Origin of the sequence: Sphingomonas rhamnosi, assembly GCF_036663615.1 — a bacterium.
Taxonomy (GTDB): Bacteria; Pseudomonadota; Alphaproteobacteria; order Sphingomonadales; family Sphingomonadaceae; genus Sphingomonas.
The window spans coordinates 416,351-440,302 of sequence record NZ_JAXOJJ010000002.1; the positions used below are offsets into that span (position 1 = coordinate 416,351).

Here is a 23,952-nt window from a genome sequence, read left to right on the forward strand (position 1 = left end):
GATCCGGTCAGCCGGTATAGGCTTCCGCACGCGCGTTGTGCCGCAACGCCGTGAGCACGGTGTCGACGATGCCCGCGGCGTCGAGCCCGGCCTGGGCGTATTGCAGCTCCGGCTTGTCCTGATCCTGGAACAGGTCGGGCAGCCGCAGCGTGCGGATCTTCAGGCCGACATCGGTCAGCCCCTCGTCCGATGCGAGCGTCAGCACATGCGCGCCAAAGCCGCCGACCGCGCCCTCCTCGATCGTCACCGCGACCTCGTGGCTTATCAGCAATTTGCGGATCAGCGCCTCGTCGAGCGGCTTGGCGAAGCGCAGGTCGGCGACGCTGGTGCTGAGCCCCTTGGCCTCGAGGATATCGGCGGCCTTCATCGCTTCCTCGAGCCGCGTGCCGAGGCTCAGAATCGCGACCGTCTTGCCCTCGCGGACCATTCGCCCCTTGCCGATCTGGAGCCGCTGCGGCGTTTCGGGCAGCGCGACGCCGGTGCCGTTGCCGCGCGGATAGCGCAGCGCGATCGGGCCGCTGTCGTGCAGCGCCGCGGTATGCGTCATGTGGACGAGCTCGGCCTCGTCCGCCGCCGCCATCACCACCATGTTGGGGAGCGTCGCCAGATAGGTCACGTCGAACGACCCGGCATGCGTCGCGCCGTCGGCACCGACCAACCCGGCACGGTCGATCGCGAAGCGCACCGGCAGGTTCTGGATACAGACGTCGTGCACCACCTGGTCATAGGCGCGCTGCAGGAACGTCGAATAGATCGCGCAGAACGGCCGCATCCCCTGCGCGGCAAGCCCGGCGGCAAAGGTCACGCCGTGCTGTTCGGCGATGCCAACGTCGAAGAAGCGCTCGGGATAGGCCTTCGCGAACGCATCGAGCCCGGTGCCCGACGGCATCGCTGCGGTGATCGCGCAGATCCGGGGATCGGTCGCGGCTTCCTTGACCAGCTGCGCGCCGAACACGTTCTGATATTGCGGCGGACCCGGCGGCGCCTTGGTCTGGATGCCCGAGATCACGTCGAACTTCTGGACGCCGTGATATTTGTCCGCCGACGCCTCGGCGGGCGCATAGCCCTTGCCCTTCTTGGTCACGACATGGACCAGGATCGGGCCTTCCTCGGCGTCGCGGACATTTTCCAGCACCGGGATCAGATGGTCGAGATTGTGGCCGTCGATCGGGCCGACATAATAGAAGCCCAGTTCCTCGAACAGCGTGCCGCCCATCGTCATGCCGCGCGCGAACTCGTCGGTCTTCCGCGCGGCCTCGGCGAACGGGCGCGGCAGCTTGCGCGCCAGCCGCTTCAATTGCTCGCGCAACCCCAGGAAGCCACGACTCGACACGATCCGGCTGAGATAGGCCGACAGACCGCCGACCGGCGGCGCGATCGACATGTCGTTGTCGTTGAGGATCACCACCAGCCGGTTGCCCGCGGCCTGCGCGTTGTTCATCGCCTCGTACGCCATGCCTGCCGACATCGATCCGTCGCCGATCACCGCGATCGCCTTGCCGGGATTGCCCGCGATCTTGTTGGCGGTCGCAAAGCCGAGCGCCGCCGAGATCGAGGTCGACGAATGCGCCGCGCCGAACGGGTCGTATTCGCTCTCGCTGCGCTTGGTGAAGCCCGACAGCCCGCCGCCCTGGCGCAGCGTGCGGATGCGGTCCCGCCGGCCGGTCAAGATCTTGTGCGGATAGCATTGGTGGCCGACGTCCCACACCAGGGCGTCGCGCGGGGTGTCGAAGACATAATGGATCGCGGTGGTGAGCTCGACCACGCCCAGCCCTGATCCCAGATGCCCGCCGGTCGTCCCGACCGCGGAAATCGTCTCGGCGCGCAGCTCATCCGCCAGCTGGCGGAGCTGCTCGGGCTTCAGGGCGCGGAGGTCGGCGGGCGTGGTTACCGTGTCGAGCAGCGGCGTTGCAGGCAAATCGGACATATGCGAGGCTTAAACCAGCCGAGGTATCGTGTCGATTGTTACCGAATAATTGCAGGATCGCAGCGCATGACCGGGTTCACGCATCGCCCCGCCACGGAGGCGGACATCCCCGCTATCACCGCGTTGATGGCGCGCGCGATCGACCGGTTGCAGGACGCGTTCCTGACGCCCGCGCAGGTCGCCGCGAGCCGCGCGGTCATGGGGCTGGATACGCAGCTAATCGCGGACCGGACCTATAGGCTGGTGCACGATGCGGACGGCGCACTGGTCGGCTGCGGCGGGTGGAGCCGCCGCGCGACGCTGTACGGTGGTGATCACAGCATCTCGCTGCGGGACGCCGCACTGCTCGATCCCGCGACCGAGGCGGCGCGGATCCGGGCGATGTACACCGACCCGAACCGCGCGCGGCAAGGCATCGGGCGGCTTATCCTGACGATCTGTGAGTCAGCGGCCCGCGACGCCGGATTCGCTCGCGCGGAAATGATGGCCACGTTGGCGGGCGAACCGCTGTACCGCGCGTGCGGCTATTCGCCGATCGAGCGGATCGAAACGCCGGGCGATGTGCCGGTGCCGATGGTGCGGATGGGGAAGTCGCTCACCCGGTCAGGCGATGTGTAACGTCGCAAACGTCACACGTGCGGCTGCCGTGCGCAGGGTGCGCAGACGCCGCGCACTTCGATCACCGGACGGACCGGTTCGAATCCTGCCGCGCGTGCAGCCCGACGGACGCCCTGCGTGACGGGGTCGTCGTCGATATGCGTGGTCAGGCCGCACCGGTCGCAGACCAGGAAGATACAGTCGTGCACGCAATCCGGGTGCGCGTTGGCGACATAAGCGTTCGCGCTCTCGACGCGCCGCGCGACGTTGGCGGCGACCAACAGGTCGAGGATCCGGTACACGCTGTTCGCCGCGACCCGGCGCCCCTCCACCTTCGACACCGCCTCTGCGATGTCATAGGCCGATGCCGGCTTGTCGAACCCGGCAAGCGCCGCGAACACGCTTGCGCGCATCGCGGTCCACTGTTCGCCCGATTTCTCGAGCGCGGTGCGGGCAGCCAGGGTCAGGTCGTCACCCTGCGGTTCGCGATGCTTGTGCGCTGTTGCCATGGCGCGAACTTAAGGCCCCGCACCGCTGGCAACAAGGCGGCAGTTGACCTATGTACGAGGCATGCTCCTACCCAGCGCAGCCTTCATCAAGGTTCGTCCCCGTGCCGTCGCGATCTGGCTGTTCGCGGTCGCGGCGATGATCGTCGGAATCGTCGTCGTCGGGGGTATCACCCGACTAACCAATTCGGGGCTGTCGATCACCGAATGGAAACCGATCACCGGCATCATTCCCCCGCTGACCGCAGCGGAATGGCAGGCAGAGTTCGCGAACTATCAGCGGATTCCCGAATATACCCAGCTCAACAGCGGCATGACGCTGGACGGGTTCAAGGAAATCTTCTTCTGGGAGTATCTGCACCGCGTGCTGGCGCGGACGATCGGCCTCGCGTTCGCGGTGCCGCTGGTCTGGTTCGCTGTCACCAAGCGGATCCCTGCTGGTTATGGTTGGCGGCTGACCGCGTTGCTGGCGCTCGGCGCGCTGCAGGGCGCGGTCGGGTGGTGGATGGTCTCGTCCGGGCTCGCGGTGCGCACGGATGTCAGCCACATCCGCCTCGCCGTCCACTTGATGACCGCGCTGGTGACGCTCGCCGGGATCGTCTGGACCGCGCTCGACCTGCTGGACCTGCATCGTTCGCCGCTGTCCGCCCCTGCTTGCCTCACGGCTCCGGCGATCGCCGCGCTGGTGCTGCTGTTCGTGCAGCTCGTCTACGGCGCGTTCACCGCGGGACTCGACGCGGGCTATGCGTTTGCGAGCTGGCCGCTGATGGGCGACGCGCTGTTCCCCGCCGGCGTGCCGATGCTGTCGCCCGGCTGGACCAACGCGGTCGACAACCCGATCGTCGTGCAGTTCATCCACCGCTGGTTCGCGTTTGCCGCTGCCGCCGGACTGCTCTGGCTCGCGGTTGTCGCGACCAAGGCGGGCAGCCGAGCGGGCTTCTATGTCGTCGGGCTCGTCACGTTGCAGATCATGCTCGGCATCGCCACGCTGATGACCGGCGTGAACATCCATGTCGCGGTCGCGCACCAGGCGAACGCCGCGTTGCTGCTGATTTCCGCGGTGTTCGCAGCCCATGCGATCGGCCGTCCGCGCGTCGGGTAACATAATACCCGTCAGCAAACCCGCGGAAAGCTTGACTTCCCGGCACTCTTTGGACATTAGACCGGCAACCGCGCTGGCCCTTGGGCTGGCGCGTTTGTATTCTATCTGGAAGGTCCAACGCCCATGAAGGCGCTCATGAAGACCACCAAGTCGGCCAAGCCGTTCGAGGTGGAGAAGAAATGGCATATTATCGATGCCGAAGGTCTGGTCGTCGGCCGTATGGCGTCGATCGTCGCCAACATCCTGCGCGGCAAGCACAAGGTGAGCTTCACCCCGCATGTCGATTGCGGTGACAACGTGATCATCATCAACGCCGACAAGGTCCGCTTCACGGGCAACAAGGCCGCGAAGAAGGTCTATTACCGCCACACCGGGTACGCCGGCGGCATCAAGGGCATCACCGCCGCCAAGGTTCTCGAAGGCCGCTTCCCGGAGCGCGTTCTCGAAAAGGCCGTCGAGCGTATGATCCCCCGTGGTCCGCTCGGTCGCGAGCAGATGCGCAACCTGCGCATCTTCAAGGGCACCGAGCATCCGCACGAAGCCCAGAACCCCGAAGTCCTCGACATCGGCTCGATGAACCGCAAGAACAAGGTGGGCAACTGATGTCCGACAACCGCCAGTCGCTCGCCGATCTCGCGAGCCTGACCAACACGCCCGCGCCCGCCGCGCCGACCGCGCAGACGGTTCCGGCCGCCGAAAGCGACATCCAGGCGCCCGTCTCGAACGAGCCGGTCCGCGAGCCGATGCCGCTGCGCGAGCAGATTCTCGACAAGCAGGGCCGCGCCTATGCGACCGGTCGCCGCAAGGACGCCGTCGCACGCGTCTGGATCAAGCCGGGTTCGGGCAAGATCACGATCAACGGTCGTGATCAGGAAACCTATTTCGCACGCCCGACGCTGCGTCTCGTGATCAACCAGCCCTTCTCGATCGCCGAGCGCGACGGCGCCTATGACGTCGTCTGCACGGTCAAGGGCGGCGGGCTTTCGGGCCAGGCCGGCGCGGTCAAGCATGGCATCAGCCAGGCACTGACCAAGTTCGAGCCGATCCTGCGCGCACCGGTCAAGGCGGCAGGCTTCCTGACCCGCGACAGCCGCACCGTCGAGCGCAAGAAGTACGGCAAGGCGAAGGCCCGTCGCAGCTTCCAGTTCTCGAAGCGCTAAGATGCGGACCTCCTTGGATCGCGAAAGCGATCCAAGGACTGGTCACGGCGGGCAGCGGGAACGGCATCGCCGTTCCCGTCTGACGGCGTGGCCGAGGTTTGGGGAAAATGCGAAAGGGGCGGTCCGGCAACGGGCCGCCCTTTTTCGTGTGTGATGCCACGCTTGCTCACAAGCCTTCGTCACCCCGGACTTGGTCCGGGGTCCATGCCGCTGCACATCCTCCGGCCGCTGAATGCACGTCACGATGGATGCCGGACCAAGTCCGGCATGACGGGAGTGGGTCAAGTCACGTCGCGCGCACGCCTTCCGTCGTTCTCCCGCGAAGGCGGGAGGCCGGAGTAACGGGCGCCGCCGTTCGCTACTCCTGGACTCCCGCCTTCGCGGGAGAACAGAGCCCTTTGCCCCCCGCCCCGCGCCCGGCTAAGGGTCGCGGCATGACCGGCACTCCCCTAACGCTCTACAACAGCCTCTCCCGCCAGCTCGAGACCTTCGTCCCGATCGATCCCGACAATATCGGCATCTATTCCTGCGGACCGACGGTCTACAATTACGCGCATATCGGCAATTTGCGGGCGTACGTGTTCACCGACACGCTCTCGCGCGTGCTGGCGTGGAAGGGCTATCCCCTCACCCACATCATCAACATCACCGACGTTGGCCACCTGACCTCCGACGCCGACGCCGGCGACGACAAGATGGAGGCCGCGGCACGGGCCGCGAACCAGGATATCTGGGCGATCGCAAGGCATTATACCGATGCCTTCAAACGCAACCTAAGCGATCTGAACATCCGCGCACCGTCGCATTTCCCGCTCGCGACCGATCATGTGCCCGAGATGATCGCGTTCGCGGAGCGGATCGCCGAGCGGCATTGCTACGTGCTGCCCGACGGCCTGTATTTCGACACCACCACGGTCCCCGATTACGGTCGCCTCGCCCGCTCACAGGACGATGTCGGCGAAGGCCGCATCGACCCCGTCGCCGGCAAGCGCCATCCGCAGGACTTCGCGATCTGGCGGACCTCGCAGCCGGGCGAGAACCGGCAGATGGAATGGGACTCGCCCTGGGGCCGCGGCGCGCCGGGCTGGCACCTGGAATGCTCGGTGATGAGCAAGAAATACCTCGGCGACCAGTTCGACATCCACACCGGGGGGATCGACCACCGCGAGATCCACCACCCCAATGAGATCGCCCAGAACCAGGCCGGTTGCGGCTGCGCGGACACCGGCGCCAATCTGTGGATGCACAACAACTTCCTGGTCGAACGCTCGGGAAAGATGAGCAAATCCGGCGGCGAGTTCACGACGCTGCAGACCTTGATCGATCGCGGTTTCCACCCGCTGGCCTATCGGCTGATGTGCCTGCAGGCGCACTATCGCAGCGAACTCGAATTCTCGTGGGAGAATCTGGCGGCCGCACAGACCCGGCTCAAGCGCCTGGCGATCAGCGTCGAGGCGTTGCGCGCGCGGCCACCGGGCGGCCCGTCAGGTAGCGCGCATGCCTATCGCGGTCGCCTCGACGACGCCGTCTCCGACGACCTTGCCACCCCGCGCGCGCTACCGATCCTCGACGAGCTGCTCGCCGACAAGCGGATCGCGCCCGCCGACCGGCTGGCGGCGCTCGTCGATTTCGACGACGTGCTGGGGCTCGACCTGCTGACGCTGCGCCGCGAGGACCTGCGCGTCCGGCCCGCGACCGCGACGATCGACGAAGCCACCATCGCGCAGCATCTGATCGAACGTCGTGAAGCACGCGCCGCCAAGGACTTCCCGCGCTCCGACGCTATCCGCGATACGCTGACGGCAGCGGGTGTCGAGGTGATGGACGGCGATCCGCTCGGCTGGGACTGGAAACTGTCATGAAGGCCGTATTACCCGCCCTCGCCCGCCCGCTGCTCGAACCGCACCTTCCCGCGGAACTCGATGTCGCGTGGTTCACGACGCCCGAAGACGCGCAGGCGATGATCGCCGATGCCGACATCGCCTGGGTCGATTTCCACCCGCAGGGCCTGATCGACGACGCGATCCGCGCGGCGGGTCCGCAACTCAAATGGGTGTCGACGATCTATGCCGGGCTCGACGCGTTCCCGCTCGACGAGGTCCGCAAGCGCGGCGCGATCCTGACCAATGGCTCCGGTCTCAATGCCGATACCGTCGCCGAATATGCGCTGATGGGCGTGCTGGTCGCCGCCAAGCGGTTCGATCAGGTCGTTCGCGCGCAGGATCGCCGCGAATGGCCGAAGGATGCGCCCGGCAAACTCGTGCTGAGGGGCAGTCGCGCACTGGTGGTCGGCTATGGCACGATCGGGCGGATGATCGGCGAGCGACTGACGGCGTTCGGCGTCGACGTCACCGGCGTGACGCGCAGCGGCCGCGACGGCACGCTGACGCCCGACGCTTGGGGGCCGCAACTCGGCGCGTTCGACTGGGTGATCCTCGCCGCGCCTTCCACCGGTGCGACCAAGGCGGTGATCGGCGCTGCGCAGCTCGCGGCGATGAAACCGACCGCGTGGCTGATCAACATCGCGCGCGGCGACATGATCGACGACGATGCGCTCGTCGCGGCGCTGAATGCGGGCAGCAACGCGGGCGGCATCGCCGGCGCCTTCCTCGACCCGACCAACCCCGAACCGCTGCCCGCCGATCACCCGCTCTGGTCGGCGCCCAACGCGATGATCACGATGCATCTGTCGGGCCGCAGCCAGACGACGATGTTCGCGCGCGGCGCTGCGCTGTTCCTGGAAAATCTGGCCGCATTCCTGGCGGGCACGCCGATGAAGAACGTCACCGACGCGACCGCCGGATACTGACGCGTCGAGCCGCCCCAAGCTTTCCTACGTTGCCAAGAACCGCGCAGGGGCGCATGTCCGCCGCCACCGAAAAAAGCGATGAAAGCGATATCATGGCCGCGAATTGGGCCCCAGACAGCTGGACCCGCGCCGAGGCGCGCCAGCTCCCCGACTATCCCGACGCGGCCGCGCTCGATGCCGCGACCGACACGCTCGCGACCTTCCCGCCGCTGGTGTTTGCCGGCGAAGCGCGCAACCTGACCGCCAGCCTCGCCGAAGTCGCGGCCGGCCGCGGCTTCCTGCTCCAGGGGGGCGACTGCGCCGAGAGCTTTGCCGAACACAGCGCCAACAACATCCGCGACACCTTCCGCGTGATCCTGCAGATGGCGGTCGTGCTGACCTTCGCGTCGAAGCTGCCGGTGGTGAAGCTCGGCCGCATGGCCGGCCAGTTCGCCAAGCCGCGCAGCACCAACACCGAGACCATCGACGGCGTCGAGCTGCCCAGCTACCGCGGCGACAACGTCAACGACATCGCCTTCACCGCCGAAGCGCGCGCGCCCGACCCGCAGCGGATGATCCGCGCCTATTCGCAGTCGGCGGCGACTCTCAACCTGCTGCGCGCGTTCGCCAGCGGCGGCTATGCCAATCTGCACCAGGTGCATCGCTGGACGCACGATTTCATGGGCCGCAGCCCGTGGTCGACGAAATATGCCGAGACCGCGGACCGGATCGGCGAGGCGCTCGAGTTCATGGCGGCATGCGGGATCGATCCCGAGACCGTGCCGCAGCTGGCGCAGACCAATTTCTACACCAGCCACGAGGCGCTGCTGCTGCGCTACGAACAGGCGCTGACCCGGCAGGATTCACTGACCGGCGACTGGTACGATACGTCCGCCCACTTCCTGTGGATCGGTGATCGCACGCGGTTCGAGGGCAGCGCGCATGTCGAATACCTCCGCGGCATCGGCAACCCGATCGGCGTCAAATGCGGGCCGAGCCTGGAGCCCGACGCGCTGCTGCGCATGCTCGACACGCTGAACCCGGGGCGCATCCCCGGCCGGATGACGCTGATCACGCGCTACGGCTACGATAAGATCGAGGCGCATCTGCCGAAACTCGTCCGCGCCGTCACGCGCGAAGGCCATCCGGTGGTGTGGTCGTGCGATCCGATGCACGGCAACGTCGTGAAGGCCGCCAACGGCTACAAGACGCGCCCCTTCGACCGCATCCTGGCGGAGGTGCGCGGTTTCTTCGCGGTGCACCGCGCCGAGGGCACGCATGCGGGCGGCATCCATGCCGAGATGACCGGGCAGAACGTCACCGAATGCACCGGCGGCGCGGTCGACGTCACCGAGCAGAGCCTGGCGGACCGCTACCACACGCATTGCGACCCGCGGCTCAACGCCAGCCAGAGCCTCGAGCTCGCCTTCCTGCTGGCCGAAATGCTCAACGCGGAAATGGCGGAGCGCAAGAAGGTCGCGGCCTAGGCGCACGCAGAAAAACCGCGGGCCCGGGCCCGGAGCGCTTGACGCCCCCGGCCCGGTTCCGTAGACGCGCACCTCTGCTATACGGCCCCTTCGTCTAGCGGTTAGGACGACGCCCTCTCACGGCGTAAGCACGAGTTCGATTCTCGTAGGGGTCACCAGCCTTTCAACGACATAGCACGATCAGCCGGCCAGATAGCGCTCTCGCGGCAAGTCCGCAGGAACCGCGACCGCAGGCACGCGTCGCGCTGCCGCCTTGGCGAGCCACGCGTCGCCGCCGTCCCTCGATCGCGTCGACCCGTCGCTCCGGGTGGCGACGCGACCGTAGATCGGCCGTTCGCTATCCCCCGGTGCGCCGCCGAACATCGCAGCGATATTGCCGTACGTCGACGGATCTCGGCCATCCAGACTGAGCCGATCGTTGAGGTAGCAGGTCGTCGCCCAGGCGGTTTCGGGATCGGGCGTCATCGCGATGATCCGCCTCGCCCAATACATCCGCAGATTGTTGTGCATCCAGCCGAAGCGGAGGAACTGGCGCTGGCAGGCGTTCCAGCTCTCGTCGCGGGTTTCGCCGCGCAGCATCGTCGCCAGGCTCTCAAGATGCGGTCGCGCATCGCCGGCGTGGTCCGCCAGCGTGGCGCGTGCCCAGCCGGCGACGCGGTCGTAGCGTTCGGGGATGGCAAGGCCCAGCGCCTGATAGTGGAACCACTCGCGCCACCCGAGCAACTCGTCGGCAAACTTGGTCTTGTGGCGGGCACCCGCTGCCGCGGCGGTCACCGCGCGCATCACTTCGCGGGGGCCGAGCACGCCGAAGTGCAGATAGGGCGAAAGGCCGCTCGCGCCGTCACGCCGCGTCGCGTCGTTGCGGGTTGTGGCATAGCCGGGCAGCACATCGTGCATCAGGCGGTGCAGTCGCGCCTCTGCGGCCGCGCGGCCGGCGGGGAAGACGTCGCTCGCGGGCAGGCTGTGGTCGATGTCCAGGCCAGCGACGAGCGCGTCGAGATCGCCGTCCAGCGCATCCGGCACGAACGGAAGCGCGCCGTCATAAGGCGCGATGTCGGTCTGCTCGTCGACCGCGTCGACCCAAGCCGCCCGTTCGGGCTCGTGACCGCGCAGGAAGCCCGACCGGCCGCCGATCCCGTCGCCCAGCACGGCGGGCGGCACCAGACAGGCGGCGTCGACCGCATAGACGGGGATCGCGATCCGCGACGCGGCCCGCTCCGACTGCCAGCGCGCAACGAAGGTCGGCTGATCCTCCAGCACCAGCGCCGCGGCGTCGAGGCCGAGCCGATAGACCAGCCCCTTCTCCCGGTGGCCCGCGCGATCGACATGCTGGACGCAGGCTAGGCCGCGTCCACGAACCCCGATCGCCAGGTCACGGCTGACACCGAGGATGAACTGATGCAGCCGGTCCGAGGCATAGGGATAATCCTCGCGGACGCCGTGGTAGACCAGCACGGGCAACCCCAGCGCGTTGCCGAGCCGGACCGCAGCGTCGATCACGGGGTTGTCGGTGGCGCGCAACGCCTGTTGCAACCAACAGAGAACATAGCGTGCGCCGGTGGCGACGGGCCGGTCGTTCATCGCGCGGACGCGTGGCGCCTCGCGCCAGTCGGCAAGGCCTGATGGCAGCGGCACGCTCACCATCCCATGCTCCCGGGTACGCCCTTGAACGGGCCGGCAAGGTCGGACGTGATCCAGCCACCGTAGAACCCGCCGGGCTGCGGCCGCACGCGCTCGCCATCGACCGCGCACAGGTCGAACGGCGCGGCGTAAAAGGCGACGTGATCGCGCAGGATCGCGAACGCCGGTGAGGGATTGGGGTAGCTCCACCCGACGTCCCGAAACGTCTGACCACCGATCTCGACATGCCAGTATCGCGCCTCGCCCTTCCATTCGCAGAACGAACGCCGCGTCGATGGACGCAGCAGGCCGGGGGTGATCACGTCTGGCGGGATGTACCAGCTGGGCGGATGGCTGGTTTCGATCGTGCGCACCGCGGCATCCGTATCGGCGACGACGATGCCGGCATGTGCGATATGAATCCGGCGATGGCTCGGTTCGGCGACGGCGGGACGCGGATAACCCCAGACGCTTTCCTGCCCGGGGGCCGGCGTGTCGGGTTGCGGTCTGCTGCCCGCTCCTCGCGGATCGCGCACGGGTCCGGCAGTGGTGCCGGCGACGTCGGCGCCGGTGGTCAGGGTATGGCGCACCATGAAACTAGGCTCCTCTGCACGCACAAAGAGCGATCCGATGGTATAGCCCCGGGTGCGTCTGTTCGGGTAGCCGCGCCGCGCCGAAAAGCCAAAGCGCCGCTTGCGAGTCAACTGGGGGCGGTGTGCGCTCCCAGCTTGGCCTGCAGGCTGCCGAACGCCGGCGTTTCCGGCAAGATATAGACGATGCCGTTGGCGGGGCGGAACAGCGGCCGGATGACGTCGTCGTAGAAGCGCGCCGGCACGTTGATACAGCCGAACGAGATGCGGTTGTCGAGCACGGTTGCGCTGGCAAGGCGCTGCAACCGGCGTTCCGCGGGCTTGTGCGTCACCACACGGTGCAGCGAAACGGCCGCGTCGTAATCGACCCACAGCACATCGTCCGGCCCGAGATCGCGGCCGAGCGTCGCCTCGAACCGGCCAGCCGGCGTGATCCGCATCGCCGGGGTGATCTGGGACAGCCGCATCGTACCAATGCCTGGCGGCGAGACATCGCCCGAGGCCACGCCGAGCAGCGCCGGCGCAGTGCCCTTCAGCACGCCCGCCGCATCGAAGCTCGCGACCTGCGCGTGGACCTTGTCGACGATCACGAAGGGAAGCCCCTTTCCGTCCGCGCTGGCGACCACCCACGCGGCCATCGCGCGGATATCGTCGGAGGCGGTCGGGCCGATCGCATCGACCGCGGTGGCCGTCGCCGGCGGCTCGACCGGCGACGCCCAGGCGGCGGCCGGCGCGCACGCCAATAGCGTCACCGCCAGCCAAGCAGCGGCCCTGCCTATAGGCGGCACGAGTGGACGGTGGCCGGCCAGGCTCAGTTCCTGCTCTGCTTCGGCGCGTAGACGCGCGGTGCGACGGGCTGCGGCACGACCACGGGCGCCGGGGCGATAACGGGGGCCGGGCTGGTCGAAACGAGCTGCGCGGTCGGCATCCGGACCCCGGTGCCGAGTACCGCGAACCCGACCGACGCCGGGACGAGCACGGCGCGCGGCGCCTGACCGACGAACGTCGGTCCCGCCGGGGCGAGCGGAGCAATGACGGGGGGCACGACCGGGGCAGCCACGGGCGGGACGACAACCACGGGGGGTACGACCGGCGGGACGACCACGGGCGGTGTCACCACCGGCGGCACGACCACCACAGGCGGCGCCACGGGGGGAACGACGACAGGCGGGGTGACGACCGGTGGTACGACCGGCGGAACCACGCCGGGCGGCGTCACGACGGGGGGCGTCACGACGGGGGGTGTCACGACGGGGGGCACCACCACTGGCGGCGTTACAGGAGGAACGACGGGCGGCACTTCAACCGGCGGCACGACCGGCGGAACGACTGGCGGAACGACTGGCGGAACCACGACGGGTGGAGTCTCCACCGGCGGAACGACCGGCGGAACGACCGGCGGAACGACGACGGGCGGTGTCACGACGGGCGGCGTGACCACCGGCGGCACCTCAACCGGCGGAACGACAGGCGGCACCACGACCGGTGGCACAACCACTGGCGTCGGCGTGATCGTCCCGGTGGTGCGGAACCCCGCGACGCAGCACGATCCGGCGAGCGCATATTGCGCAGCATTCGGCCCGGACAGGCTGTAGCCGCTGTAGGTGATGCCGATCCCGGTCCCGGGACCCGCGCTGTCGTAGACCGCGGTCGCATCGGGCCCGGCCACCAGCGTCACCCCCGTCGGAAGCCCGGACTCCAGGCTGGTGTTGAAGCCGGTCAGCGTCGTCGCGGTACTGCCGTCGGCGACCTTGCCGCCATTGGGGAACAACAGCATGTGCTGGGTCAGTGCGGCGCCTTCGGTCAGGACGAAGTTGACCGAATAGTCGGCAGGTTGCGCGTACGAAATCGGGTTGTAGTTGATCGTCACCGGGGCTGCGGTGACCGTCGCGGGCGGCGCGAGCGGCGAGAACGTCACCGTACCGCCGGCGATCCCCGGCCCGGTTCCGGCGGCACCGGCGATGATCAGCAAGCCCGGCGTTAGATCGAGGCTCTGCGACGGGATCGTGCTCCCGCGCGTCAGCGTGATCTTGGTCGAGATCAGCACGTCGAGCCCGGCGCACAGCGCGATGTTGCCGTCGGTGGTGGTCATGAACCCGTTGACGAACACGTTGCGCCCCGCGTTGAGCAGGACGCTGCCGTTGGTCGTGGTGATCGCCGCGTTGACGTTCACGTCACGGCCGCAGCACGCGACGACGTTGCCGTTGGTCGCGGTGACCGCGGCGTTGAAGTTGACGTCACGCACCGCGTTCAACCGCAGCGTCGTCGTGTTCGGCGCCGCAGTCCAGGCGACGGCTTCATTGACGTTGATGTCGCCGTTGCCGGTCACGTCGGTGCCGAGCGTCGTCACCGGCGGGGCGCCCGGCACCGTCGCCGAGGGGCCCGGCAATGTCGTGATCGTCACGCTGTTGGTGACGAGCAGCGCCGACAGCGTCGCCCCCGAGATATTGCCGTTCGACGCGATCGTGAAATCCTCGGGATCGATCAGCCAGGTTCCGGTTATGCCGCGCGGCGCGGCCGTGGTGACCTTCGCCGTATTGGCGACATTGACGCGTGCCGCCGAGGTTTCGATGAACCCGCCATGGCCGTTCATCGGCGCGCTGGCGTCGAGCGTACCCGCGACGTTGACCGTGCCCGCGGTCATGTCGCCGAGCAGCAGGATCGTGCCGCTGCGCTGGTAGATCGTGCGCGCCTCGATCACGCCGGTATTGTTGACGACGGTGCGGAGCAGCTGCCCGGCCGCCTGCGCGGTCAGCAGAACGGCGCCGCCATCGGCGCGGATCAGCCCGCCATTGCTGACTAGAGCGTTGATCGCACCGGTGTCGACCTTGACGTTGAGCAGCCCGTCGCCGGCGACGTCGAGCGTGACGCCCTGCCCGGCGGCCATCGCGACGGTGCCCAGCCGCGCCTTGATCACGCCGGTATTGCCGACATTGGCGCCGAGCAGCGCGACATAGCCCTGGTCCGCCGCGACGATCGTGCCTTGGTTGAGCACCGCCGCGCCGCTGCTGCCGGCAAACGCATACCGACCGGCCATGAAATCGGCGTCCGCGATGTCGAGCGTCGAGGCGACCAGGCCGCCGACGCTGACCTGCGCGCCTTTGCCGAACAGCACGCCGTTGCTGTTGACCAGGAACACCTTGCCGTTGGCCGACAGGTTGCCGAGGATCACCGACGCGTCGTTGCCGGTGACGCGGTTCAGCGCGACCGATGTCGCGCCGGGCTGATCGAACCGGACCGACTTGCCCGCGCCGATGTTGAAGCTGTTCCAGTTGAGCACCGCCGACTGGCTCGACTGCTGCACGGTGACCGAGTTGGCCCGGGTCGAGATCGTCGCGCTGCCGGCGACCACGCTACCCCCCGACGGCAGGCTCTGCGCCTGCGCGGCCACCGCAAACCCCAACGAGCCCGCCAGGCTCCACAGCGCCAGACGCGTGAAGCCGGCGAGCCCGGTCGAGGCGGTCAGTCTGCTGGTCGCGCGGCCCAGTTTGCGGGAAAGCGGGCGGGAAAGCAGGCGGGGGCTAGAGGCGGCGGAACGATCGGTCATGGCGAAAATCCTCGAATGACAATTTGGTCCGCGTGGGGGGCGCGGCGTGGCCTTCAGAACAGCTTGACGACTCCGAACCAGAACCGGCCCGCACGATCGGGGGCCGACGTCGCATCCTGCGAACCGAGTTTGCGGGCGTAGGTGGCGTTGACGAGAATACGCTCCGGGCCCGCCCAGCTCAGACCACCGCCATAGCCGCTGCGATGCGACCGGTTGGGCCCCACAAACCACGGGTCCTTGGCGTAATCGACCTGACCGACATCGACGAACGCGATCGCCTGGAAGCTGCCCGGCACGCCCGCCAGCCACTGGCTGAGACCGAGCCGAGCCTCTGCGGTGGCGATATAGCCCTGGTCGCCATAGGCCTCGCCCTCGGGATAGGCGCGGACACCATAGGCCCCGCCGAGTTCCATCTTTTCCGAACTGTCGAGGTTGTCGAACGCGAACTGGCCGCGCACCGATCCGTACACCGACAGCGGCCCAGTGACCGTCTGCAACCGCGCGCCGCTGAACGCGAGCTTGTTGAAATGCCCCTGCGTTCGTCCGCTCGCGGCGTCGATCGCGCGATCGAATGGGTTCTTGATGTCGAGCGCGCCGTAACTCCAGATCAGCGAGGCCGAGGTCGACCCGCCGCCGGCGAAATTGTCGCGCGAGTCGGCATTCACGCCGCCGGTCATCACCCGGCTGCTGCGCTTCGACTCGGTATCGAGCAGCCCGACGCGGTCGGTGAAACGCTTGGCGTCGAACCCGGCCACCGCATAGACATTGGCGGCGCGCGAACGGATCAGCGGGTAGCTGGCGTACACGCTGGCAACCTCCGCCGTGCCGCTCGCGTCGAGCACCTCGAATTCCTTGCCGAGATCGTAGCGGACGCGCGAATAGGCGACCCCGACCGTCAGATTGCCGATCGGCGCCTGGTAGGCGGCACGGCCGTAAGCAAGCCCCGCCGTCGAGGCGAGCACGCGCAGGCTGAGCATGTCGCCGATCCCGAGCGGGTCATTGAGGTTGACCGTGCCGCCGAAGCGATAGCGGCCGGTGTAGCGATTTCCCGCATTGTCCGCCTCGACGCTTCCGGTGACGCGCGGTCCTGGAACCAGCTCCACGGTCAGGTCCGAGCTGCCGGGCATTTCGCCCGGCGCCAGCGTGGACTTCACGCGGACGCCCGGGACGTCCGACAGCAGCAACAGGCGACGTTCGAGCGGCGCGCTTTCGACCACATCGCCCGGGTCCAGACCGGCAAGCACGCCCCGGGCGACGCGTGTCGACAGCGGGCTGCGGTTGTCGATGGCGACCTTGCCGTAATGCCCTTCGACCACGGCGATCGCGACTTCGCCGTTCTTGATCTCCTGCGCGGGAAGATAGGCCTGCGCGACGAAATAGCCGCGGGCGTTGTAGAAGGCGGTGATCTTGGCCGCCATTCCGCGCAGCTGCGACAGCGTCATGTCGCTTCCGGAAACGAAGCCGCTGGCCGCGATCAGCTCTGGTTCGCTGAAGAGAGTCTGTCCGGTCACGCGGAGCGTCGAAACGCGGATGCTGGCGCCGGCGGGGCCGTCGTCGGGGGTCATGGCCCGCGGTATGATCGTGAGCTCTGGCGTGGCTTGTGGCGCCACCGGCGCGCGCGGAATCTGCTGCAACTGCCCGCCCGAAAGGTTGGACTGCGCGAATGCGCCCTGGCTTGTCACCAAAAGAAGAGCACCGGCGAACTTCAATGCCACTTACCACCTCACCGTTGCTGCCGGGGCCCACCTGCTGCCGCTCGCAACGAGCAGAGCGAGCGGGTCAGCAGCGTGTTGCCGCCTGCCACCGCGCAAATCGCGTTCCGTAAAACGCAGTTTACGCCGCGTACTGATGATGAAGAGGTAGAGATAAGACGTTTATAATTGATTAAGTCACCGACTAAGTCAAATTGGATTGTAATTTGATTCTAGACTAAACGGAAATGAGGGATATCTCTATACTTGTAATGCTGTGGTATTATATAACAGTACTGTCGGTTTAATATAATATATTATCGGTTTTGCCCCTTAGCATTCAGGTACATCGACAGATATATAAATGTATTTGCTTTTTCATTCTCCATTTGTTGACGGTCCAGGCAGTTGATCCGCGAAAAGTGGAAATCCAATTTCCTCCGACGAAGGCCATGCCGATCCTCACGATTTGTGCACGGACAAAAGTGAGCACGGCGTCGGCGCCGAAATCCTGGCAACCAAGATTTCCATGATCTGCGCGAGTCCGAAATCTACCGCAAAGCGATCTCGCCCGCGATCTGCGCCCGACCGTCACACTATGCGCGGCGTCCGCCGCAACCCGCTCGCGAAACAGACGCCAAAGGCGCGACGTCGGTTATCGGAAATCTTGCCGCCGACAGGCGAGGATTGCCACCGCGCGACGCATAATTGCATCGGCGAGACGTCCGCGACGGACCCCGCGTATCGAAACGCCGCTACTAGTCCCGATTACGACCGCAGGTCGAACTGGGGTTCAATCAACGATGAAGACGGTGGCGCCCGGACCAGAGGAGGATCGGTGCGCAGCGTCGCCGCAATCCGAAACCTGATAGCTCATCCCCGGCGTCAGGCGGACCCGGCGACCGTCACGGAGTTCGGTATCCAGTTCACCGCGCACCACCAGCAAGATGTGCCCGCGCTCGCACCAATGGTCGGCGCGATAGCCTGGGCTGTAGTCCACCATGCGAACGCGGGTCTCGCCGAACTCCAGGGTACGCCACTCGGCATAACCGGTTTCGCCCTCATGCCGGGTTGTCGGGACGGCGCTCCAGTCGGTGACGGTGAAGGCGAGGGTCGCAAGCTTCATCGCCGGGCCTGCGCATCGGAAGCACGCCGGAACCGCGTGAACATTGCCCTAATGACGACCACGACACCCCCTCATCCAGATATAATGATGCAAGACCCGAAGTGCTTGTACCTATTGGTATTAACGAATGCATCCCAATACCGCACAACTGAACACTGCAATATCGGAAACATTCATTATAGAACTAACTGTATTTGACTCGTCGCGTCTTCAAGTGCTCGTATTGCCCACAACGAAAACTGATTTGGCGCCGAGTCGAACCTTATGCGCGGCCCTTATGCGCGCGTCGCATAGGGCGTGATGTTTACTGGTGTGTAGCCGGCGGTCGGACCAATTACGATCGCCTGCAGGATTTTGATAACGAAGACTTGAGGGAGAGACGATATGGCCGACGTAAAGAATCTTTCGATCAGCGCTACCGCCGCCGACAGCGCAGCGAAATGTGCGGCGACGGCAGCCAAATGCGCCGCGACCGCGGCCAAATGTGCCGCGTCGGCCGCGAAGTGCGCGGCGACCGCCGCCGCTGCGAAATGCGCCGCGACCGCCGCCAAATGCGCCGCGACCGCGGCAAAGTGCGCTGCGACCGCCGCGCGCTGCGCCGCCGCGCCGAAATGCGCAGTCGCGCCGAAATGCGCGAACTGACGGACAGGGGCTGAATGTTCAGCGACGCACGGCGTGACGAAGGGTATCGCGATGCAAGTGCCCAGCCTCGGGGTTGGACTCCAGTTCAATCCCGCGCTGGTGGGGTGGTTTCCGTTCGCGGAGCAACCTCTCGATGCGCTGGAAATCCTGTTCGACGCGGTCATGGGGCCGCTCGACGGGCCGAGCCTGACGTCGCCCCGCGCCGCCGCCGCGGTGCGCGACGCCGCAACGCGATTCCCGATCGTCGGCCATTCGAACTATGGCGGCGATTTCGGGTTCGCGCCGCTGGCAGAGACCGCCGCGGTTCGCCGCCACGTGCCGTTGGCGAAGGCCTTTGCCGTGCCCTGGGTGACCAACCATTGCTTCTACAGCGACGCGTCGTGGTCGGACGTGTGGAGCAGCCCGCTGCAGTTTTCCGACGCCGAGATGATCCGCGTGGCGACGCGTGCCGGGCGTTGCAGGAGTTGTACGGAGTCCCGTTGGGGCATGAGAATGCAGCTTATTACCGGCGCTGCCCGGGCAGCGACATGCCGGAGGAGACGTTCCTCGCCGGGCTGGTCGAACTGTCGGGGACCTATCTGCACCTCGACCTGCACAATCTCTACGCCAACGAACTGAACCACGCCGCGACCGGCTATTCGGTGGCGCGGTTCCTCGACACCGTGCCGATCGATCGCGTCATTACGGTGCACATGGCGGGCGGGCGCTGGATCGACGGCCAGTATCACGACCTGCACGACACGCCAGTGCCGGACCCGGTTTGGGACCTGCTCGACGAGGTTCTGGCACGCGGGCATCCGGGCGCCGTCATCCTCGAATATGAAACCAGCGCGTTGCAGCTCGACACCGAGACGCTCGATACCACGCGCACGACCGAGCTCATCCTGGCCGATCTCGATCGCGCGCGCGGCGCCTGGGACCGCGCTTACGGCGGGGCGAGCCGGCGTACCACGCGTCGCGAGGCAGCGTGATGGACGCGCGGCTGGTCTGGGACACCTGGCGCCGCATCCTGACCGACGACGCGGTGGTGGCGCGCGTGCTGGATCGCGACGGTGCGACAATAGACCCCGACTGGGCCGGTTGGTCTGCCGCCGAGCGTGCGATTCTCGCCGACTATGCCGCCACCCCGGTCGCGACCGAGACCAATATCGGCATGTATCGCGAAGGACTGGTGCGCAACGCGCTCGCCGCGCTGAGCCTCGTGCCGATGTCGCAGCAATTGCTCTACGCCAGCGGGCTCGACGTCGACGCGGTCGCGGCGGACTATGCGAAGGCCGACGGCTATGCCGATCACGGACCGCATTTCTGGCGCGCCGCGGCGGGGTTCGTCGCGCATTTGGCGGCACGCGCAGAGTTCGCCGCGCCTGCGCACCAGGACGTCCTGTCGCTCGACGCCGCGACGATCGCGCTGGCGAGGCGCCTGGGCAAGCGAGCAGATGCCTGGCCCGACCGACCGCCCCGTAAAACCCGACGCATCGGGGATCCGACCACGCGCTTCGTGGCCAGCCGCGCCGCGACCATCGTCCGGTCGGCGCACGACCTGACGGACTGGATCGTCAACCCGACGGACTTCGATCCGACCGATGCGCTCAAGGTGTCGGCGCATTGCTGGCTGGTCTATTTCCCCGCGGCCGAAGCCGATCGCGCCTGCGCCGAACTGTCCGAGCGCGCCGCGCGCGTGTTCGCGTTGCTGGAGCGCTCGCGCACCGTCGCAGAGCTGTCGGTCGCGCTCGGCGCCGTTCCGCTTGCCGACGTGATCGGCATCCTCGACTCGCTCGCGGCGCTCGGCGTCGTTACCCAACTCCCTGCCAGCACGCGTATCGCGCCGGCTGCGACGGTGGCCGATCATGTATTTGGGTGACGCCCCGCAGCCAGCCTCCGCCGCCACCGCGCTTCCCGATGGCGCGTTCGTGATGCTCGACCCGGCGGTGGAACGGCTCGACGCGGAGATCGCGGGGTTCCGGTTTCTCGCGCACGGCCATTTCGACACCGGCATGGCGATCCCGCCCGGCGACGGACTGCTCGACGTGATCGCAGACATGACCGGGGCGCCAGTCGAAATGCGAGCGCTGCGCCGCGGCTATTCCGACCGCCGCCTAATCGATGCGATGGTCGCGACGCTGCACGCGGCGGGGTTCGTGCATGTGACATCGCCCAAGGCGCCGTCGGACGCGGTACTCGCGGCGCTGCGGACGTCGGCGGCCCAGCGCCGCAATGCTATGCTGCGGCCGGTCGTCACGCTCGACCTCGGCGACGGGATGACGGCGGACCAGGTCTGTCGCGCGGTGACCGACGCGGGGCGCGCCCCGGACCTGATCTTGCGGGGCGCGGCATTGGCGCAGCACGCCCCGCTGATAGAGGCACTCGCGCACGCGCGCGCGGTTGGCGACATCCGGATCCACCGGATCGAGATCCGCACCGACAACGCCGTGTGCGACGCGCCGCTTTGCCGGACGCTGCGTCGGATCGGCGCCGCGGTCGTGATCGAAGGCGTTGCATGGCCGGCGCCACAGGGCCCGGTCCCGGGCGTCGCCGCGCTGACGCGTCACGGCGTCGCGGTGCAGGCGCAGATGACCGCCGACCGCTCGATCTGCGACCCGCAGGTCCGCGCCCGAGCGATAGCCTGGGTAACCTCGGCGTACGTCGCCGGGTTGCGACTGCGCATCGATGCGAACGCGATCCCGTCAGCGCCCGATGAATGCGATGCGCTGTTCGACTTCATCGACGCGCTCGAGGAGGCGATCGGCGACGTGCTGGTCGAAACGCTGCCAAGCGACGCGGTGATCCTTGGTCGGGTGGCGAGCGCACGCCCCGCCGCCGCGCCACCCGGTAACGCGGATCGGTTTCGACGCGCGTATCTGCGGCGGCGGATTCCCTTCCTGAAGGCGTGCGAAGGCGACAATTCGTGGAGCCAGACCCCGGAGGCCGAAGAGAAACTGGTTCGGCCTGACGACGATCTGCTGCCGAACAACCCCGATCTCCTGTCGATCGGGCCGGGCAGCATCCTGGTCGACGTGTGCGGCGGCCTGGGCCGCGTGGCACGACGGTTGGCGCCGGCGGTCGGGCCGGACGGCGTCGTGCTCTCGTTCGAGATGCTGCGCTGCGTCAGCGACCGCGCGCGCGCGATCGCCTGCGATCGCGGCTTCACCAATGTGCAGTTCCGCCCCGGATTGGCGCAGCGGATCCCCCTGCCTGACGGAGCCGCGGACGCCGCGGTCAACGAATGGACCGGCGCGATCTGGGAACTCGGTATCGGCCCGGCGATGATCGCCGAAATGCAGCGCGTGGTGCGTGTCGGCGGCCGCATCGCGGTGACTCACCGGCTGGTCCGCCTGCCGTTGTCCCGGCTGCGCGAACCCTGGGTGCAATATGACGAGATCTACGGCTGGGTCCGTAGCGCGTTCGACCGCCCCGACCTGACAATCGTCGCCGAACGCGTCTGGGGTCAGATTGCGCCGTCGATGATCGGCGAACCCGCCAGCCAGTGGCGCAAGCAATATCTGCCCTGCGCGGTCGACCCGCACGATTTCACCTATGCGCATGAGGCGCACGAGGGGCCGCATGCCGACGTGTATCTGACGATCATCGCCGAAATCGGGGGCCGATAGCGTGCCGCGCGCCCATCCCTCGTGCTGCCGGGCCGACGCGCGATGACCAAATGGGCCGCCGCCTTCGAACGCGCCTCCGCCGGGCTCGACCGCCTCGGTCTTCCGGCGCGGCTGCCGCAACTCCACGCGACGGGACTGCGGATCAGCCGCCAGGTGCTCGGCGGATCGCATTCGGTCGCGGTCTATCCGCCGATCGATTCGCTGGTCCCGGTCGATCCGGCAACCGTGATCGACGCGATCGATCCGGGGCGGGAGACGAGCCTCTACCTGCACATTCCGTTCTGCGAAACGCGCTGCACCTTCTGCCATTATGCGGTGCAGCATTATCCCGGAAAAGGGCTAGCGCGCGCGCACGACGACACCGCGGTGACGCTGTATCTGGCCGCGTTGCACCAGGAAATCGCGATGTGGGGTGCGTGGCTGGCGCGCGCCGGCACGCGGGTGTCGTCGATCTATATCGGCGGGGGAACGCCGCTGATCCTCGAGCAGCGCGCGCTGGGCGAACTGCTGACCGCCATCGGGGATGCGTTCGACGTCGTGCCGGGCGCCGAGCTGTGCATCGAGGGAAGCCCGCTGAGCATCACGGCACCGGATGGCGAAGATACGCTGCGGTTCCTCCGCGCGCGCGGCGTTACCCGGCTGAGCTTCGGGGTGCAGTCGTTCGACGATGCGGTGCTCAAGCACGCCGCGCGCGGCTACAAGCGCGACGTGGCCATTCGAGCGGCGGAGATCGCCGCCGCGGTGTTCGCAAACTGGAATCTCGACCTGATCCAGGGGCTGTACCGGGGCTCGCCGTTCGAGACCTGGGAGAATCTGAAGGTCATCGGTGAACTTCGCCCCCCGCACCTCACCTGGTATCATGGCCGCTTCGCCGATCGCCCGCAACGCGACTGGTATAAGAGCGATGCGAAGCACGGCGGTTTCGAGGACGAGCAGGCGACCTTGCTCGGGCGGATGCTGATCTGGCAGCAGATGGCGGCGCTCGGCTATCAGCAGACCGACGGCAACCGGTTCGTGCGCGAACGCCAGCATGTCGACCCGTTCAAGACGATCCGCACCACCGCGTCGCGCAACCTGATCGGCCTGGGAAGTTCGGCCTATTCGCGTGTCGGCGGTGCCCGATCGGGCGACGGCTTCGGCTATCTGTTCCGCAACGACTCCGCGATCCCCGCCTATGTCGACCGCGTGAGCGCAGGCGTGATGCCGATCACGACCGGACGACGGATCGACGACGCGGAGATGCTCGCGACCTCCTATGCCACCGGGTTGCGCCATGGCCGGATCGAAGACGACGCCCTCGCCGGCATCAGGACACGCGAGCCCGCCCTTACCCAGACCTATCACCGGCTGACGCGCTCGCTCGTCGAAGTCGGCGTCCTCGCCGCGCAGGACGACGACCTGGGCCAAACGGTATTGCGGCTGACCGACCTCGGCCGGTTGTTCGAGGACGAGACGCTGGCGCTGTTCTTCAGCCCCGCGGTCCGCGACGCGCTGGCGCAACGCACAGCGGCGGAAGGACAGAACGCGCGCGCCGGTCCGATCGCCGTGGCCGCGTGAATAG

Annotated in this window: 20 protein-coding genes and 1 tRNA gene; 12 read left to right on the plus strand and 9 right to left on the minus strand. The window is 67.4% G+C overall.

The features are described from left to right. Positions 1–7: 7 nt before the first annotated feature. Positions 8–1,927 (minus strand): 1-deoxy-D-xylulose-5-phosphate synthase, encoded by a 1,920-nt coding sequence (gene dxs / locus U1701_RS06955; RefSeq protein WP_332781812.1) that lies wholly within the window; start codon positions 1,925–1,927, stop codon positions 8–10. A 66-nt stretch (positions 1,928–1,993) separates the two neighbouring features. Here dxs and U1701_RS06960 point away from each other — a divergent pair, with 66 nt between their 5' ends. Next, entirely contained in the window at positions 1,994–2,545 is a 552-nt protein-coding gene (locus U1701_RS06960; RefSeq protein ID WP_332781813.1) for a GNAT family N-acetyltransferase, read from the plus strand. Positions 2,546–2,556: 11 nt separating this feature from the next. On the opposite strand, the gene U1701_RS06965 is transcribed toward U1701_RS06960, so the two are convergent. Beyond that, on the minus strand, positions 2,557–3,033 hold the full coding sequence (locus U1701_RS06965; protein ID WP_332781814.1) for a Fur family transcriptional regulator: 477 nt from the start codon (positions 3,031–3,033) through the stop codon (positions 2,557–2,559). 61 nt (positions 3,034–3,094) lie between these two features. Here U1701_RS06965 and U1701_RS06970 point away from each other — a divergent pair, with 61 nt between their 5' ends. The 7 genes from U1701_RS06970 to U1701_RS07000 all read left to right on the plus strand — a co-directional run bounded on the left by U1701_RS06970 (position 3,095) and on the right by U1701_RS07000 (position 9,725). Continuing rightward, positions 3,095–4,132: a COX15/CtaA family protein gene (locus U1701_RS06970; RefSeq protein ID WP_332781815.1), complete on the plus strand. Its 1,038-nt coding sequence runs from the start codon at positions 3,095–3,097 to the stop codon at positions 4,130–4,132. 123 nt (positions 4,133–4,255) lie between these two features. Then, positions 4,256–4,735: a 50S ribosomal protein L13 gene (gene rplM, locus U1701_RS06975; protein ID WP_332781816.1), complete on the plus strand. Its 480-nt coding sequence runs from the start codon at positions 4,256–4,258 to the stop codon at positions 4,733–4,735. Further along, on the plus strand, positions 4,735–5,292 hold the full coding sequence (rpsI, locus tag U1701_RS06980; protein ID WP_332781817.1) for a 30S ribosomal protein S9: 558 nt from the start codon (positions 4,735–4,737) through the stop codon (positions 5,290–5,292). Before rplM ends, rpsI begins: the two co-directional genes overlap by 1 nt. A 434-nt stretch (positions 5,293–5,726) precedes the next feature. Continuing rightward, entirely contained in the window at positions 5,727–7,154 is a 1,428-nt protein-coding gene (cysS, locus tag U1701_RS06985) for a cysteine--tRNA ligase (RefSeq protein ID WP_332781818.1), read from the plus strand. After that, on the plus strand, positions 7,151–8,101 hold the full coding sequence (locus U1701_RS06990) for a D-2-hydroxyacid dehydrogenase (protein ID WP_332781819.1): 951 nt from the start codon (positions 7,151–7,153) through the stop codon (positions 8,099–8,101). The genes cysS and U1701_RS06990 overlap by 4 nt, the downstream gene beginning before the upstream one ends. Positions 8,102–8,193: 92 nt before the next feature. Beyond that, complete coding sequence (locus tag U1701_RS06995) at positions 8,194–9,567, plus strand: class II 3-deoxy-7-phosphoheptulonate synthase (protein WP_332781820.1); 1,374 nt, start codon at positions 8,194–8,196, stop codon at positions 9,565–9,567. An 83-nt stretch (positions 9,568–9,650) separates the two neighbouring features. Further along, positions 9,651–9,725, plus strand: a tRNA-Glu gene (locus tag U1701_RS07000). Between the two features lie 22 nt (positions 9,726–9,747). Here the strand turns inward: U1701_RS07000 and U1701_RS07005 are convergent. From U1701_RS07005 to U1701_RS07035, 7 genes are all read right to left on the minus strand, one after another. Next, positions 9,748–11,202 carry a deoxyribodipyrimidine photo-lyase gene (locus tag U1701_RS07005; protein ID WP_332781821.1) on the minus strand — a complete coding sequence of 485 codons (1,455 nt, stop codon included), beginning with the start codon at positions 11,200–11,202 and terminating at the stop codon, positions 9,748–9,750. Positions 11,203–11,204: 2 nt separating this feature from the next. Further along, complete coding sequence (locus tag U1701_RS07010) at positions 11,205–11,780, minus strand: DUF427 domain-containing protein (protein WP_332781822.1); 576 nt, start codon at positions 11,778–11,780, stop codon at positions 11,205–11,207. Between the two features lie 107 nt (positions 11,781–11,887). Further along, positions 11,888–12,529 carry a L,D-transpeptidase gene (locus U1701_RS07015; RefSeq protein WP_332781823.1) on the minus strand — a complete coding sequence of 214 codons (642 nt, stop codon included), beginning with the start codon at positions 12,527–12,529 and terminating at the stop codon, positions 11,888–11,890. Positions 12,530–12,588: 59 nt separating this feature from the next. After that, the gene (locus U1701_RS07020) at positions 12,589–15,324 is read right to left on the minus strand and encodes a two-partner secretion domain-containing protein (RefSeq protein WP_332781824.1); all 2,736 of its coding nucleotides are present in this window, start codon (positions 15,322–15,324) and stop codon (positions 12,589–12,591) included. 53 nt (positions 15,325–15,377) lie between these two features. Then, a complete protein-coding gene (locus U1701_RS07025) occupies positions 15,378–16,889 on the minus strand; it encodes a ShlB/FhaC/HecB family hemolysin secretion/activation protein (protein WP_332781825.1) in 1,512 nt (503 codons plus the stop codon). Between the two features lie 919 nt (positions 16,890–17,808). After that, the gene (locus tag U1701_RS07030; RefSeq protein ID WP_332781826.1) at positions 17,809–18,141 is read right to left on the minus strand and encodes a DHCW motif cupin fold protein; all 333 of its coding nucleotides are present in this window, start codon (positions 18,139–18,141) and stop codon (positions 17,809–17,811) included. 275 nt (positions 18,142–18,416) lie between these two features. Then, on the minus strand, positions 18,417–18,872 hold the full coding sequence (locus U1701_RS07035; RefSeq protein ID WP_332781946.1) for a hypothetical protein: 456 nt from the start codon (positions 18,870–18,872) through the stop codon (positions 18,417–18,419). Here U1701_RS07035 and U1701_RS07040 point away from each other — a divergent pair. Genes U1701_RS07040 through U1701_RS07055 form a run of 4 tightly spaced genes read left to right on the plus strand, consistent with a single transcriptional unit; the run spans position 18,798 to position 23,948 of the window. Next, complete coding sequence (locus U1701_RS07040; protein WP_332781827.1) at positions 18,798–19,754, plus strand: multinuclear nonheme iron-dependent oxidase; 957 nt, start codon at positions 18,798–18,800, stop codon at positions 19,752–19,754. The two genes, U1701_RS07035 and U1701_RS07040, sit on opposite strands and share 75 nt — an antisense overlap. After that, positions 19,754–20,644, plus strand: a complete 891-nt coding sequence (locus tag U1701_RS07045; RefSeq protein ID WP_332781828.1) for a hypothetical protein — start codon at positions 19,754–19,756, stop codon at positions 20,642–20,644. Before U1701_RS07040 ends, U1701_RS07045 begins: the two co-directional genes overlap by 1 nt. Then, the gene (locus tag U1701_RS07050) at positions 20,631–22,391 is read left to right on the plus strand and encodes a methyltransferase domain-containing protein (protein WP_332781829.1); all 1,761 of its coding nucleotides are present in this window, start codon (positions 20,631–20,633) and stop codon (positions 22,389–22,391) included. Before U1701_RS07045 ends, U1701_RS07050 begins: the two co-directional genes overlap by 14 nt. A 42-nt stretch (positions 22,392–22,433) precedes the next feature. Then, on the plus strand, positions 22,434–23,948 hold the full coding sequence (locus tag U1701_RS07055) for a radical SAM protein (protein WP_332781830.1): 1,515 nt from the start codon (positions 22,434–22,436) through the stop codon (positions 23,946–23,948). Positions 23,949–23,952 lie beyond the last annotated feature (4 nt).

Bases quoted from the DNA above. Each gene is read 5' to 3' on its own strand.
- dxs (WP_332781812.1), bottom strand. From the start codon at position 1,927: ATGTCCGATTTGCCTGCAACGCCGCTGCTCGACACGGTAACCACGCCC.
- U1701_RS06960 (WP_332781813.1), top strand. From the start codon at position 1,994: ATGACCGGGTTCACGCATCGCCCCGCCACGGAGGCGGACATCCCCGCT.
- U1701_RS06965 (WP_332781814.1), bottom strand. From the start codon at position 3,033: ATGGCAACAGCGCACAAGCATCGCGAACCGCAGGGTGACGACCTGACC.
- U1701_RS06970 (WP_332781815.1), top strand. From the start codon at position 3,095: ATGCTCCTACCCAGCGCAGCCTTCATCAAGGTTCGTCCCCGTGCCGTC.
- rplM (WP_332781816.1), top strand. From the start codon at position 4,256: ATGAAGGCGCTCATGAAGACCACCAAGTCGGCCAAGCCGTTCGAGGTG.
- rpsI (WP_332781817.1), top strand. From the start codon at position 4,735: ATGTCCGACAACCGCCAGTCGCTCGCCGATCTCGCGAGCCTGACCAAC.
- cysS (WP_332781818.1), top strand. From the start codon at position 5,727: ATGACCGGCACTCCCCTAACGCTCTACAACAGCCTCTCCCGCCAGCTC.
- U1701_RS06990 (WP_332781819.1), top strand. From the start codon at position 7,151: ATGAAGGCCGTATTACCCGCCCTCGCCCGCCCGCTGCTCGAACCGCAC.
- U1701_RS06995 (WP_332781820.1), top strand. From the start codon at position 8,194: ATGGCCGCGAATTGGGCCCCAGACAGCTGGACCCGCGCCGAGGCGCGC.
- U1701_RS07010 (WP_332781822.1), bottom strand. From the start codon at position 11,780: ATGGTGCGCCATACCCTGACCACCGGCGCCGACGTCGCCGGCACCACT.
- U1701_RS07020 (WP_332781824.1), bottom strand. From the start codon at position 15,324: ATGACCGATCGTTCCGCCGCCTCTAGCCCCCGCCTGCTTTCCCGCCCG.
- U1701_RS07025 (WP_332781825.1), bottom strand. From the start codon at position 16,889: ATGACCCCCGACGACGGCCCCGCCGGCGCCAGCATCCGCGTTTCGACG.
- U1701_RS07030 (WP_332781826.1), bottom strand. From the start codon at position 18,141: ATGAAGCTTGCGACCCTCGCCTTCACCGTCACCGACTGGAGCGCCGTC.
- U1701_RS07040 (WP_332781827.1), top strand. From the start codon at position 18,798: ATGTTCAGCGACGCACGGCGTGACGAAGGGTATCGCGATGCAAGTGCC.
- U1701_RS07045 (WP_332781828.1), top strand. From the start codon at position 19,754: ATGGACGCGCGGCTGGTCTGGGACACCTGGCGCCGCATCCTGACCGAC.
- U1701_RS07050 (WP_332781829.1), top strand. From the start codon at position 20,631: ATGTATTTGGGTGACGCCCCGCAGCCAGCCTCCGCCGCCACCGCGCTT.
- U1701_RS07055 (WP_332781830.1), top strand. From the start codon at position 22,434: ATGACCAAATGGGCCGCCGCCTTCGAACGCGCCTCCGCCGGGCTCGAC.